Annotated in this window: 9 protein-coding genes; 1 reads left to right on the top strand and 8 read right to left on the bottom strand. The window is 65.4% G+C overall.

What is annotated here, in order from left to right; all coding sequences use genetic code 11:
* Window position 1: 1 nt before the first annotated feature.
* The 3 genes from fdhF to IVA78_RS03340 are packed head-to-tail and all read right to left on the bottom strand — an operon-like array spanning window position 2 to window position 4,927.
* Window positions 2–2,875, bottom strand: coding sequence for a formate dehydrogenase subunit alpha (fdhF, locus tag IVA78_RS03350; protein ID WP_247275846.1), 2,874 nt, complete (start codon window positions 2,873–2,875; stop codon window positions 2–4).
* 10 nt (window positions 2,876–2,885) lie between these two features.
* Window positions 2,886–4,442 (bottom strand): NADH-quinone oxidoreductase subunit NuoF, encoded by a 1,557-nt coding sequence (locus IVA78_RS03345; protein ID WP_247275845.1) that lies wholly within the window; start codon window positions 4,440–4,442, stop codon window positions 2,886–2,888.
* Window positions 4,439–4,927: a formate dehydrogenase subunit gamma gene (locus IVA78_RS03340; protein ID WP_247275844.1), complete on the bottom strand. Its 489-nt coding sequence runs from the start codon at window positions 4,925–4,927 to the stop codon at window positions 4,439–4,441. Before IVA78_RS03340 ends, IVA78_RS03345 begins: the two co-directional genes overlap by 4 nt.
* A gap of 223 nt (window positions 4,928–5,150) precedes the next feature.
* Here IVA78_RS03340 and IVA78_RS03335 point away from each other — a divergent pair, with 223 nt between their 5' ends.
* Complete coding sequence (locus tag IVA78_RS03335; protein WP_247275843.1) at window positions 5,151–6,044, top strand: LysR family transcriptional regulator; 894 nt, start codon at window positions 5,151–5,153, stop codon at window positions 6,042–6,044.
* Between the two features lie 201 nt (window positions 6,045–6,245).
* Here IVA78_RS03335 and IVA78_RS03330 read toward each other — a convergent pair whose 3' ends face one another.
* From IVA78_RS03330 to IVA78_RS03310, 5 genes are all read right to left on the bottom strand, one after another.
* Window positions 6,246–8,576 carry a PAS domain-containing sensor histidine kinase gene (locus IVA78_RS03330; protein WP_247464301.1) on the bottom strand — a complete coding sequence of 777 codons (2,331 nt, stop codon included), beginning with the start codon at window positions 8,574–8,576 and terminating at the stop codon, window positions 6,246–6,248.
* Between the two features lie 222 nt (window positions 8,577–8,798).
* Window positions 8,799–10,172, bottom strand: coding sequence for a cation-efflux pump (locus IVA78_RS03325; protein WP_247275841.1), 1,374 nt, complete (start codon window positions 10,170–10,172; stop codon window positions 8,799–8,801).
* A gap of 158 nt (window positions 10,173–10,330) precedes the next feature.
* Window positions 10,331–11,302, bottom strand: a complete 972-nt coding sequence (locus IVA78_RS03320) for a zinc-binding dehydrogenase (RefSeq protein ID WP_247415438.1) — start codon at window positions 11,300–11,302, stop codon at window positions 10,331–10,333.
* 25 nt (window positions 11,303–11,327) lie between these two features.
* On the bottom strand, window positions 11,328–12,323 hold the full coding sequence (locus IVA78_RS03315; RefSeq protein WP_247415436.1) for a nitronate monooxygenase family protein: 996 nt from the start codon (window positions 12,321–12,323) through the stop codon (window positions 11,328–11,330).
* Between the two features lie 175 nt (window positions 12,324–12,498).
* Window positions 12,499–13,149: a hypothetical protein gene (locus IVA78_RS03310; protein ID WP_247275838.1), complete on the bottom strand. Its 651-nt coding sequence runs from the start codon at window positions 13,147–13,149 to the stop codon at window positions 12,499–12,501.
* Window positions 13,150–13,186 lie beyond the last annotated feature (37 nt).

Genomic DNA, 13,186 nt, shown 5'->3' with positions numbered 1-13,186 from the left:
ATTACTCCGCGGCCTCGGCCGGCACGATGCGGCGGGACTGCCGCGCCTGCGCGTCATAGGCCTTCTGCCAGTCGGACGGTCCGTTCGACGGCGAGACCTGCACCGCCGTAACCTTGTATTCGGGACAGTTGGTAGCCCAGTCCGAATAGTCGGTCGTGATCACGTTGGCCTGCGTGTCCGGATGATGGAAGGTGGTGTAGACGACGCCGGGCGCGACGCGATCGGTGATCTCGGCGCGTAGTGTGGTCTCGCCGGCGCGGCTCTTCAGCCGCACCCAGTCGCCGTCGCGAACGCCGCGCTGCTCGGCATCGTGCGGATGAATCTCGAGCCGATCCTCGGCGTGCCAGACCACGTTGTCGGTGCGCCGGGTCTGAGCGCCGACATTGTACTGGCTGAGGATGCGCCCTGTCGTGAGCAGCAGGGGATAGCGCGGGCCGGTGCGCTCGTCGGTCGCGACATACTCGGTGACGACGAATTTGCCCTTGCCCCGGACGAAGCCGTCGATATGCATCACCGGCGTGCCCTCCGGCGCCCTCTCGTTGCAGGGCCACTGCACCGAGCCGAGCTCATCTAACTTGGCGTAGGAGACGCCGGCAAAGGTCGGCGTCAGCGCCGCGATCTCGTCCATGATCTCGGAGGGATGGCTGTAGTTCATCTCGAAGCCCATGGCCTTGGCGAGGCCGATGGTGACCTCCCAGTCGGCAAGACCGTTCTTCGGCGTCATCACCTTGCGCACGCGCTGGATGCGGCGCTCGGCATTTGTGAAGGTGCCGTCCTTCTCGAGGAAGCTCGATCCGGGCAGGAAGACGTGGGCGTAGTTTGCCGTCTCGTTGAGGAAGAGATCGTGGACGATGACGCATTCCATCGCCGACAGCGCCGCCACCACGTGCGAGGTATTGGGATCGGACTGGAGGATGTCCTCGCCCTGCACGTAGATCCCCATGAACGTGCCTTCGACCGCGGCATCGAACATGTTGGGAATGCGAAGGCCAGGCTCCGGGTTGAGCTTGACGTTCCACAGCGCCTCGAACTGGTCGCGCACCGCGTCGCTCGAGATATGGCGGTAGCCGGGCAGCTCGTGCGGGAACGAGCCCATGTCGCAAGAGCCTTGCACGTTGTTCTGGCCACGCAGCGGGTTCACGCCGACGCCGGGACGGCCGATATTGCCGGTCGCCATCGCGAGGTTGGCGATCGCGATCACGGTGGTCGAGCCCTGGCTGTGCTCGGTGACGCCGAGGCCGTAATAGATGGCGCCGTTGCCGCCGGTCGCGTAGATGCGGGCCGCTTCGCGCAGCGCCCTGGGATCGACACCGGTGAGGATGGCGGTGGCTTCCGGGCTGTTCTTGGGCTGGGCGACGAAGGCGGCCCATTCCTCGAACTCGCTCCAGTCGCAGCGCTCGCGCACGAAGGCTTCGTTGACGAGCCCTTCGGTGACGATGACATGCGCCAGCGCCGTCATCACAGCGACGTTGGTGCCGGGCATCAGGGGCAAGTGGAGCGCCTTCACGTGCGGCGATTCCACCATCTCGGTGCGGCGCGGATCGATCACGATCAGCTTGGCACCCTGGCGCAGCCGCTTCTTCAGTCGCGAGGCGAATACCGGGTGCGCCGAGGCAGGATTGGCGCCGATGATGAGCACGACATCGGTGTCCTCCACCGAGTCGAAGTCTTGCGTGCCGGCAGAGGTGCCGAAGGTGGTGGCGAGACCGTAGCCGGTCGGCGAATGGCAGACGCGGGCGCAGGTGTCGACATTGTTGTTGCCGAAGCCGGCGCGGATCAGCTTCTGCACCAGATAGGTTTCTTCATTGGTGCAGCGGGACGAGGTGATGCCGCCGATGGCGTCGCGGCCGTATTTCTTCTGAATGCTCCGCATCCTGGCGGCGGCAAACGAGAACGCCTCGTTCCACGACACCTCGCGCCAGGGATCCTCGATCCGCTCGCGGATCATGGGTTTAAGGATGCGTTCCTTGTGGTTGGTGTAGCCCCAGGCGAAGCGGCCCTTGACGCAGGAATGGCCGCGATTGGCCTTGCCGTCCTTGTAGGGCACCATGCGCACCACTTCTTCGCCGCGCATCTCGGCCTTGAAGGCGCAGCCGACGCCGCAATAGGCGCAGGTGGTGACGACGGAGTGCTCGGGCTGACCGATCTCGATCACGGATTTTTCCGTCAGCGTCGCGGTCGGGCAGGCCTGGACGCAGGCGCCGCAGGAGACGCATTCGGAGCCGAGGAAGCTCTCGTTCATGCCGGGGGAGACACGGCTGTCGAAGCCGCGGCCGGAGATGGTCAGCGCGAAGGTTCCTTGCACCTCCTCGCAGGCGCGGACGCAACGCGAGCAGACGATGCACTTGGAAGGATCGTAGGTGAAGTACGGGTTGGACTCGTCCTTCGGCATCCATTTGTCGTTGCTGCAGCCATCCGTCTTCGCAAAGACATGATTCTCGCCCTCATAGCCGTAGCGCACGTCGCGCAAGCCCACGGCGCCGGCCATGTCCTGCAATTCGCAATCGCCATTGGCGCCGCAGGTGAGGCAGTCGAGCGGATGGTCGGAGATGTAGAGCTCCATCACGCCCTTGCGAAGCTGCTTCAGCCGCTCGGTCTGGGTCCGCACGACGAGGCCGTTCGTCGCGGGCGTGGTGCAGGAGGCCGGCGTGCCGGCGCGCCCCTCGATCTCGACCAGGCAGAGCCGGCAGGAGCCGAACGCGTCGACCATGTCGGTGGCGCAGAGCTTTGGAATCTGATGGCCGGCTTCCATCGCCGCGCGCATGATCGAGGTGCCCTCGGGCACCGAAATCTGCTTGCCGTCGATGGTCAGCGTCACCATCGTTTCCGATTTGGAAGCCGGCGTGCCGAAGTCGATTTCTTCGATCAGAGACATGGTCGTTCTCCTATTCCGCGGCCTGAAGCGTGGTCGGCGCCGGAAGGAAATCCTCCCGGAAGTGCTTCAATGCGCTGAGCACGGGATAGGGCGTGAAGCCGCCGAGCGCGCAGAGCGAGCCGAATTTCATGGTGTTGCAGAGGTCTTCGACGAGCGTGATGTTCTCGCTGACGCGCTCGCCCCGCATGATCTTCTCGATGGTCTCGACGCCCCGGGTCGAGCCGATCCGGCACGGCGTGCACTTGCCGCAGGATTCGACCGCGCAGAACTCCATGGCAAAGCGCGCCTGCCTGCGCATGTCGACGCTGTCGTCGAACACGACGATGCCGCCATGGCCGATCAGGCCGTCGCGCGCGGCGAAGGCCTCATAGTCGAACGGCGTGTCGAACAGGGCGCGGGGAAAATAGGCGCCAAGCGGGCCGCCGACCTGGACCGCGCGAACGGGACGGCCGGTGAACGTGCCGCCGCCGACGTCGTCGACGAGCTCGCCGAGCGTCACGCCAAACGCGGTCTCGAACAGCCCGCCATGGCGGATGTTGCCGGCGAGCTGGATCGGCATCGTGCCGCGCGAACGCCCCATGCCGAAATCCGCATAGGCCTTGGCACCCTCAGCGAGGATGAAGGGGATGGCCGCGAACGACAGCACGTTGTTGATGACGGTCGGCTTGCCGAACAGGCCGTGATGCGCCGGCAGAGGCGGCTTGGCGCGCACGAGGCCGCGGCGGCCTTCGAGGCTCTCCAGCAGTGAGGTCTCCTCGCCGCAGACATAGGCGCCGGCGCCGACGCGCACCTCGAGATCGAAGGCTTGCTTCGAGCCGCCGATATAGCTGTCGAGATAGCCGCTGCGCTTCGCCGCCGTAATGGCAGCGTTCATCGCCTCGACCGCGTGCGGATATTCGCTGCGGATGTAGATGTAACCTTTGGCCGCGCCGACGGTGAGGCCAGCAATCGTCATGCCTTCGATCACCAGGAAGGGATCACCTTCCATGATCATGCGGTCGGCGAAGGTGCCGCTGTCGCCCTCGTCGGCGTTGCAGACGATGAATTTGCGGTCGGCCTTGGCCTGCGCGACCGTCTTCCATTTGATGCCGGTCGGAAACCCCGCGCCGCCACGGCCGCGCAGGCCGGACGCGGTGACCTCGCTCAGGATCGCATCCGTGCCGAGCGAGAGCGCGCGCTCCAGGCCCCTGTAGCCGCCATGGGCGCGGTAGTCGTCGAGCGAGCGCGGATCGATCACGCCGCAGCGGGCGAAGGTGAGGCGGGTCTGGCGCTTCAGCCAGGGGAGCTCGTCGATCGCCCCCAGCCGTAGAAAATGCGGCGTGTTGCTGGCGAGCGCATCGAACAGGGAGGGCACGTCGGTTTCGGTGACGGGGCCGAACGCGATGCGGCCCTGCGGTGTCGCCACCTCGACCAGCGGCTCCAGCCAGTACAGGCCGCGCGAGCCGGTCCTAACGATGTCGATTGCAACGCCCCGCCTGGCGGCGGCTTGCTCAAGCGCCAGCGCGACCTCGTCGGCGCCGACGGCCACCGCGCCGGCATCACGTGAGACGTATAGACGCATGCTCATCGCTGCGCCTCCGCAACCAGCGCATCGAGGCGCTTCTGATCGAGCCGTCCGATCAGGCGCCCGTCGAGCATCGCGGACGGCGCAGTCGCGCACAGGCCGAGGCAGTAGATCGGCTCCAGCGTGACGCGATCGTCGGCGGTGGTGCTGCCGAGCGACACGCCGAGCTTCGCCTCGGCGCGCGCAGCGAGCGCATCGCCGCCCGCAGCCTGGCAGGCCTCGGCGCGGCAGAGCTTCAGCACATGGCGGCCGGCCGGCTTGTGCCGGAAATCATGATAGAACGTGAATACGCCGTGCACTTCGGCGCGTGACAGATTCAGCGCCTGAGCCACCATCGGAATGGCGGCCTCCGGCACATAGCCGAACGCCTCCTGAAGAGCATGCAGGATGACGAGCGTCGCGCCTTCCTGCCGAGCGTGTTCGGCGATGATCTCGGCGCCGCGCGTCTCGTCCCAAGGCTCGTAGCAAGGCTCGTAAACCGCTGTCATTCTTCGTTCTCAACTTGAGCGTTTCTGATCGCAAACTATTTGGAATCGCTCGAAGATCAATAAAGCTGTCCCGTGCTGCGATTGCGAATTCGGATCGATTGGCACCGGCGATCGGTCGATCCGAAAATGCAATTATGGGCATTCCGCTCGGCGGTTTTTGCGTGTTGCAAGGGGGCGAGCGTGCTAGCTTGCATGCCACGACAGAATTCGAGGGGACGACCGGTTGATCGACAAGCTTGAACTATTGCTGGCGCTGGCGAAGGAGCGGCATTTCGGACGCGCGGCGGAGGTCTGCGGCGTGACGCAGCCGACGATGTCGACCGGGCTCAAGCAGCTCGAGGAAATCCTCGGCGTGATGCTGGTCCAGCGCGGGTCGCGCTTCCAGGGCTTTACGCCGGAAGGCGAGCGGGCGCTGGACTGGGCGCGGCGGATCGTGGGCGATGCCCGCGCCATGCGCGACGAGATCAACGGGCTGAAGCATCAGCTCTCCGGCGAGATCCGCATCGCGGCGATCCCGACCGTGCTCGGCATGGTCGCCGCGCTGACGACGCCGTTCCGCGCCAGGCATCCCGAGGTGCGCTTCCGCATCCAGTCCACCACCTCGTCCGAGGTGCTGGGGCTGCTGGAAAATCTCGAGGTGGATGCGGGGCTGACCTATATCGAGAACGAGCCGATCGGCAAGGTGCGTACCATTCCGCTCTACAACGAGAGCTACCGGCTCCTGACTGCCCCCGATGCGATGTTCGGTGATCGCGAGACGGTGACCTGGACCGAGGTCGGGCAGGTGCCGCTGTGCCTGCTCACGCCCGACATGCAGAACCGCCGCATCATCGATCGCGCGCTGCGCTCGGTCGGTGCCGAGGCGACACCGACGCTGACCTCGAACTCGCTGCTGGTGCTGTTCACGCACGTCAAGACCGGGCGCTGGGCGAGCGTGATGCCGGCCAAGCTCGCCGAGACGCTCGGCCTGTCCGACACGGTGCGTTCGATCCCGATCGCCGACCCCGAAGTCAATTACAGCATTGGCCTCGTGATCCCGCAGCGCGATCCGATGACGCCGCTAATCGCGGCGCTGGTCAATGTCGCGCGCGAGGTCGCACCGACGCTGCAATCTTAAAGCGGAATGTGCTTCGCTTGAACCGAGGCGAGAGCCCAGATCACCTCTCCCGTAGGGAGAGGTCGGATCGCATCGAAGATGCGGTCCGGGTGAGGGGATCTGGTCTCACTGGATGCCGCGGCCCCTCACCCGGACCTCTCCCCGTCGGGGAGAGGTGATTCCGAACGCCGACCGAACCGGGCTCCATCATGCTTGAGGGCTTTACGCTGCAGCCGATATCCCGGACGCCGCCTTGACGGCGTCGCGCGGCAGCGTCACGCGCACCACCGTGCCGACATCGATTTTGGAACGCAGCCGCATCGAACCGCCGTGGAGCTGCGCCAGCGAGCGGGCGATCGCGAGGCCCAGTCCCGAGCCGTGATAGGTCTTGGTGAGCTGGCTCTCGACCTGCTCGAAGGGGCGGCCGAGCCGCGCCAGCGAATGCGGCGCGATCCCGATGCCGGTGTCGGCGATCATCAGCACGATCCGGTCGTCGAGCTGCCGGCTGCGCACCACGACGCGTCCGCCGTCGGGCGTGAACTTCACCGCGTTGGACAACAGGTTGACGATGATCTGCTTGGTGGCGCGGCGGTCGGCGACGACGGAGATGGATTTGGCGATGTCGGCATCGAGCGTCAGGTGCTTGTCCTGTGCCCGGCCAGTGACGACGCGCAGGGATTCCGCCAGCGTCCGCGACAGGTCCAGCTCTTCCATTTCGAGCTTCATGCGGCCGGCCTCGATCTTGGACATGTCGAGGATGTCGTTGATGACCTCGAGCAAATAGTGGCCGCTGGTCAGGATGTCCTGGCAGTATTCCTGGTACTTCTCCGAACCGAGGTCGCCGAACATGCCCGAGCCCATGATCTCGGAGAAGCCGATGATCGCGTTGAGCGGCGTGCGCAGCTCGTGGCTCATATTGGCGAGGAATTTCGACTTGGTCTGGTTGGCTTCCTCGGCGCGAGTCTTCTCGCGCTGGTACTTTTCGGCCAGGTCGGCGAGCTCGATCGCTTGGCGTTCGAGCGCGGCCTGCGAGCGCTTGAGGTCGATGACGGTGGCGCGCAGGCGCAAATCGTTGTCGACCAGCTTCTGCTCGTGCTCCTTGATGCGGGTGATGTCGGTGCCGACCGAGACGTAGCCGCCGTCTTTGGTGCGCCGCTCGCTGATGTGCAGCCAGCTGCCGTCGTCGAGTTGTGCCTCGAAGGTGCGCGCGCCCGGGCCCTGGCTCGCGGTCTCGTTATGGCGGGTGCGCACCTCCGGCATGCGGCCGACTTCGAGCACGGTCTCGTAGGAGGTGCCGGGGATCACGGCGGTGTCGGGCAGCTTGTGCAGGCGCTGGAAGTGCGAGTTGCAGAGCACGAGGCGATCGCTCGCGTCCCACAGCACGAAGGCTTCCGGAATGGTCTCGATCGCGTCGCGCAGGCGAAGGTCGGCTTCCACCGTTCTCTCGGCGAGGCTCTTCTGCTCGGTGATGTCGACCGCGATCCCGATCAAGTGCACGCTGGAATCGGTGGCCCCGCGCGTCTTCTCGCAGCGGACGCGGAGCCAGATCCAGTGACCGTCGACGTGCTGCATGCGGAAGGTCTGGTCGATGTGATCGATCTTCTCGGAGATGAGCTGATCGGCGATCTCGAACAGATCAATATCGTCGGACTTCACCAGCGCGTTGACCTCGCCGAAGGTGAGGAGCTCGTTGCGGCCGTCGAGGCCGAGCATCGAGAACATTGACTGCGACCAGAAGATCCGGCCGCGCGACAGATCCCAGTCCCACAGTCCGCAGCGGCCGCGATTGAGCGCGGTGTCGATGCGGCCGCGCACGGCGTCGTTGATGAGGTCGCCTTCGCGGGCGCGGGTCGACTGCCAGTGAAAGGCAAAGCCCAGGATCAGGACGACGAAGCCGGTGGTCGCCGACAGCGTCACCGAGAGCGCGGCATCCGAGCCCCAAATCGGCTCGTCGCGTTCCTGGATCACCGTGACGAAGCCGGGCAGCGACTTGATCTGGCGCGAGGTCGCCATCGCGGCGTTGCCGTTCGGCAGCGTCATGTCGGCGACGTTGCCGTCGCGCGGGGGCGCCGCGAGCAGTTGCGCCGTCGTGATCGCGTCGAGCAGGCGGTCGTTGCCGGAAGGGTCGCTGTCGACCGGTACGCGGGCGAGGATGCGGCGGTCGATGCCGGTCGAGGCGACAATGATGTGGCGGCCCAAGGCCGTGCCCCAGGACGGAATGAGATCAGGCAGCAGCGTCGGCAGGCTCTCGATGTTCTTGAGCCGCTCCTGTCGCACGGAAGTGAGGCGGTCGATGCGTTCGGCGAGCAAATCGGCGAGCGCCGAGATGTCGTGCCGGATCACCAGCCGCTTCTGGCGCGTCTGGTCGACGACCTGCACGAACGCGCCGAGGCAGATCGTGATCAGGAAGGCGATGATGAGCGTCGGCACGGCGCGGCGCAGCGCCGGCTCCGCGATCAGCAGCCGGTGATAGGCAGGTTTCGCGATCGATTGCGCCAATCCCTTGATCGAATCGGATTGAACGCATGCGTTCGCGGCGTCTGCACGCGCCATGCCTTCGGCCCCCTGAAAACCTGCTTACGACGAGTGTCGAAAGCGGCCCCACGTCGCTTTCGAATCACACCGATTTGAATCCAGTTTTCGCGGGCTGTCGAGAGTCAACGAATCCTTAACGCGAAATTATTCTTATCCAACGCGCAGTTTGCGCATCGCTTGTCCGTAAAGTGACGTGCGCGACGGGTCCGAAACGAGAACGTGTGACTCTTCGCACGTGTGTCACGCACGCGGGGGCTCGGCGTGGCTGATCACGCGCTTCACGCTCGGGAAGGCGCGCCGCAATGCGCGCTCGATTGCGTCGACATGCTCGTGCACCTTGATCACGCTCATCGACGGAGTGGCGCGGCAGTGAAAGTTGACGATCTCGCCGGCCTCAGTGTTGCGGACGCGCACATTGTGGATGTCGTGGATCTCGCCCTCGCCAGCAAGCTCGGTCAACGCGGCGGCAATGGCCTGCACGCGCTCCGCGGGGGCGTCGACGCCGAACGGCAGTTCCGGTTCCAGCGGCTCGATATGGACGTCGACCTCGACGTCCTCGCCGAATTCCTCCTGGATGCTGCGCTCCAGCGTGTTGGCGACATCGTGGGCGGCCTCGAGCTGCATTTCGCCATCGACCTCGAGGTCGATGCCGACGATCAGCTTGGCGCCGAGGTCGTGCACCGTGACGTGGTGGATGGCGAGGCCGGAATTGCGCGCGATCACCATGATGCGGTCGCGTACGGTCTCGTTGTTGCGCGCGACGGGGACAGCCGTGAAGGTGAGGTCGGCGTCGCCGAACGCTCTGCTGACGGCGGCTTGCGCATTGCGCTTGATGTCCTCGACGCGGTCGATCGGATAGGTTCGCGGCACCTTTGCGATGGTATCGATGAAATAGGTTGCACCGACCATGCGCACGCGCAGCCGCTCGACGTCGATCACGCCGGGCACGCTGCGGATCGCGGCCGTGGCCTGCTCATGGGCGCCCTCCGGCGCGCGATCGACCAGCGTCTGCACGGTCGAGCCCGCCATGCGCAGGCCGAGAGCCGCGATCATCACGGCGACGGCGGCGGCCGCGGCCGCGTCACCCCACCAGAAACCGAGTCCGGCGAGGATCAAACCCACGATCACGGCAGATGAGCCCATCACGTCGGAGGCGAAATGCAGTGCGTCCGCGGCAAGCGCTTGGCTCCTGGTCTCCCGCGCAGCGCGGTGCAGCGCGCGGGCGCGCCAGAGATTGACGGCGATGTCGATCACCAGCACGACAAAGGGCACGGCCGAAATGGTCGGCGGCGGGGTTCCCTCCCGCAGCCGGCTATAGGCCTCGACCAGGATGCCGCCGGCGAGCACGTAGAGCAGGGCGGTGACGCCCAGCGCCGAGACGCTCTCGAGCTTGCCATGGCCATAATGGTGCTCCTCGTCGGCCGGCTTGTCGGACACCCGCACCACCGCCCAGGTGATGATGGTCGCGACCAGGTCGATCGAGGAATGCAGGGCCTCGGAGATCAGCGCCAGCGAGCCGATCGCAATTCCGACCACGAATTTGGCCGCCGCCATGCCGCCGCTGGCGAAGATCGAGATCGCGGCGACCGAGGTCTTGTTGTGCTGGGAGATCATGGCGGGGATTTAGCAGGGCGTGGGTGAACATCAAGCGACGATCCACAGCCGTAGTCGCAAGTGACTTGCAGGAGCGACGGCGATGTCATTCCGGGATGGTGACCAGACCCGAATCTCGAGATTTCAGGTTCGGTTCTTCAAGCGCTCCGGAATGACGGTTAAGGCACCGTCACGACGATCTTCCCGAGATGCTTGTTCGCCTCCATGTGCGCGAACGCCTGATCGATGTCGTCGAATGTGAACACCTTGTCGATCGGCAGTTGCAGTTTTCGCGACTCGACCGCGCCCCAGATGTCCTTGCGCACCTCCTCGAAGATCTCGCGGACCTCCTCGATGGTGCGGGTGCGGAAGGTGACGCCGACATAGTCGATGCGGCGCGCGGCGTGCAGGTCGAAGTTGAAGTCGGCATGGGTGCCGCCGAGCCGGCCGACATTGACGATGCGGCCCTTCACCTTCGTCGCGGCAAGATTCTGGTTCGCGACCTTGCCCGAGACCTGGTCGACGATGAGATCGACGCCTTCGCCGCCGGTCGCTTTCAGGACCTCGTCGACCCATTTCGGATCGGAGCTATCGACGGCCAGATCGGCGCCGTATTCCTTCAGCCGGCCGCGGCGAGTGGCGTCGGTCGACGAGCCGATTACGAGCTTGGCGCCCTTGAGCCTGGCGATCTGCAGCGCCATCAGACCGACGCCGGAGCTCGCGCCCTGAATCAGCACGCTCTGGCCCGCTTGCACGCCGCCGACGGTGACGACGGCATTGTGCATGGTCGCGAGCGCGACGGGGAGGGTGGCCGCCTCCTCGAAATTCATGTTCGAGGGCGCGTGGAACAGCCGGCCGTGATCGGCCAGCGTATATTCGGCAAATGCGGCACTGCCCGACCCCATGATGCGGTCGCCGATCTTGACGCCCTTCGCGTCCGGCCCGAGCTCGGCGACTTCGCCAGCCCATTCCATGCCGAGCACGGTGCCGACGCCGCCGGCTGCGCCGTGGGCATGACCCTTGCGCATGCCGGTATCGGCGCGGTTCAGGGCACAGGCGCGGACGCGGACCAGCACCTGCGTGCCCTTGGGCTTTGGTTGAGCGACGTCGGAAATCGTAGCGCCGTCAAGACCGTAGACGTAAGCCTTCATGTCTTACACTCGCTTCTTACAGTGATTATTCCGCCGCTTCGTGTTGCCGCTGAACGATCATGCCCCCCAGCCGGCTGCGGATGATGGCTTCCGCCTCCCGCACGATGCGGGAGACCAGCTCGGCGCAGCTCGGGATGTCATGGATCAGGCCCTGCACCTGGCCGGCCGACCAGATGCCCTCGTCGGAATTACCCGTCGCGTAGACCATCTTGCCGCGGGCACCGGCGACGAGTTCGCGGATGTCCTCGAACTTGGCACCTTCCTTTTCCATGGCGACGACCTTGGTCGAGATCGCGTTCTTGGCCACGCGCGAGGTGTTGCGCATGGTGCGGAAGATCAGCTCGGTCTCGCGCTCGTCATTGGCGACGATCTTCTCCTTGATGAGCTGGTGGATCGGGCTCTCCTTGGTGGCCATGAAGCGGGTGCCCATGTTGATGCCGTCGGCGCCTAACGCCAGCGCGGCAACGAGGCCGCGCGCATCGGCAAAGCCGCCGGAGGCGATCATCGGAATCTTGATCTTGTTCGCGGCGGCCGGAATCAGGATCAGGCCGGGAGTGTCGTCCTCGCCCGGGTGGCCGGCGCATTCGAAGCCGTCGATCGAGAGGGCATCGACGCCCATGCGTTCGGCCGAGAGCGCGTGACGGACGCTGGTGCATTTGTGCACGACCTTGACGCCGTGCTTCTTGAATTCGTCGACATGCTCCTGCGGCTTGTTGCCGGCGGTCTCGACCACCTTGATGCCGCTGTCGATGATGGCGGCACGGTATTCGGCATAAGGCGGCGGCTTGATCGCGGGCAGGATGGTGAGGTTGACGCCAAAGGGCTTGTCGGTGAGGTCGCGGCAACGCGCGATCTCCTTGGTCAAGTCTTCCGGCGTTGGTTGGGTCAGCGCCGTGATGAAGCCGAGCGCGCCGGCGTTGGCGACCGCGGCAACGAGCTCGGCGCGCCCGACCCATTGCATGCCGCCCTGGACGATCGGGTGCTCGACGCCGACGAGCTTAGTGAACCGTGTCTGCAACATGATGTTTCCCCCGTCGGTGTGGCGCTCTGGTCTCGCTTGATGGAGGGGAGGATGCCGCCCGGACCGGGAAATGTCTATTGTCGCGCCGTGCGGTGCAGGCGGGGCGATCATGCGACAGGTGAGGGGATTCCGTAGGGCGGATAATTGGGTCGCCGCTGCCGGACGGGGCGAAGAGCTAGTCCGCCGACAGCCGCACCATCTGGCGGCCGCCGTTCATTTCTTTGAGGCGGTTGACGAAGTTTTCCGGGCGCTGCCAGCGGTTGGGGACTTGCAATCCCATGAACTCGGCGATGTCGCCGATGAAGCCGGTGCAGTTAGTGGTCTCGGCGTTCCACACGGGCGAACTCGCCTGCAATTTCTTGATGTAGGCGAATACGCGCTTGGCGTCAGCCTCGTTCAGGTACACGCGATAGCTCGCGGTCAGATATTCCGGATCGAGATCGCCGTAGCTGGCGCCGGTCTCGGAGGGCACAAAGGTGATGTGGCCGAGCACGTAAGCAAGCGTGTCGCCGGCGGGTGTGAGGCCCGCGACCTCGACCGCGCGTTCGCTGGTCTTGCCGTACCAGACGAAGGCGTGGCCCCAGCTCGCGGCGGTTCTCGCCCGGAAGTCGACGTAGTACGGACCTTTCTCCGCACGCGCGACGGGACGCCGCGTCGCTTGCGGGGCCGGTCGCGATGTGGTGTCGGTCGTAGCAAGCGCGTTCGCATCGGCAACGCGCTTGTTCGCTTCATGGGCCGAGGCCGAGGGCATCGTGCATGCGATCATGGCCGCGAGCGCGAAGCCCGCGAGGATGCAGGATCCCGATCGACCAGATTTGTACGTCACGCTGTGCCCCTCGACTCTCGCCCGCTTACGCAGCTTC

Origin of the sequence: Bradyrhizobium sp. 137 (genome assembly GCF_023074095.1) — a bacterium.
GTDB lineage: Bacteria > Pseudomonadota > Alphaproteobacteria > Rhizobiales > Xanthobacteraceae > Bradyrhizobium.
This window is presented reverse-complemented; position numbering and strand designations above follow the sequence as displayed.

What these genes read in the sequence shown, in the direction of transcription:
- IVA78_RS03315 (WP_247415436.1), bottom strand. Translation starts at nt 12,323, where the DNA reads ATGTTGCAGACACGGTTCACTAAGCTCGTCGGCGTCGAGCACCCGATC.
- IVA78_RS03320 (WP_247415438.1), bottom strand. Translation starts at nt 11,302, where the DNA reads ATGAAGGCTTACGTCTACGGTCTTGACGGCGCTACGATTTCCGACGTC.
- IVA78_RS03340 (WP_247275844.1), bottom strand. Translation starts at nt 4,927, where the DNA reads ATGACAGCGGTTTACGAGCCTTGCTACGAGCCTTGGGACGAGACGCGC.
- IVA78_RS03345 (WP_247275845.1), bottom strand. Translation starts at nt 4,442, where the DNA reads ATGAGCATGCGTCTATACGTCTCACGTGATGCCGGCGCGGTGGCCGTC.
- IVA78_RS03330 (WP_247464301.1), bottom strand. Translation starts at nt 8,576, where the DNA reads ATGGCGCGTGCAGACGCCGCGAACGCATGCGTTCAATCCGATTCGATC.
- IVA78_RS03325 (WP_247275841.1), bottom strand. Translation starts at nt 10,172, where the DNA reads ATGATCTCCCAGCACAACAAGACCTCGGTCGCCGCGATCTCGATCTTC.
- fdhF (WP_247275846.1), bottom strand. Translation starts at nt 2,875, where the DNA reads ATGTCTCTGATCGAAGAAATCGACTTCGGCACGCCGGCTTCCAAATCG.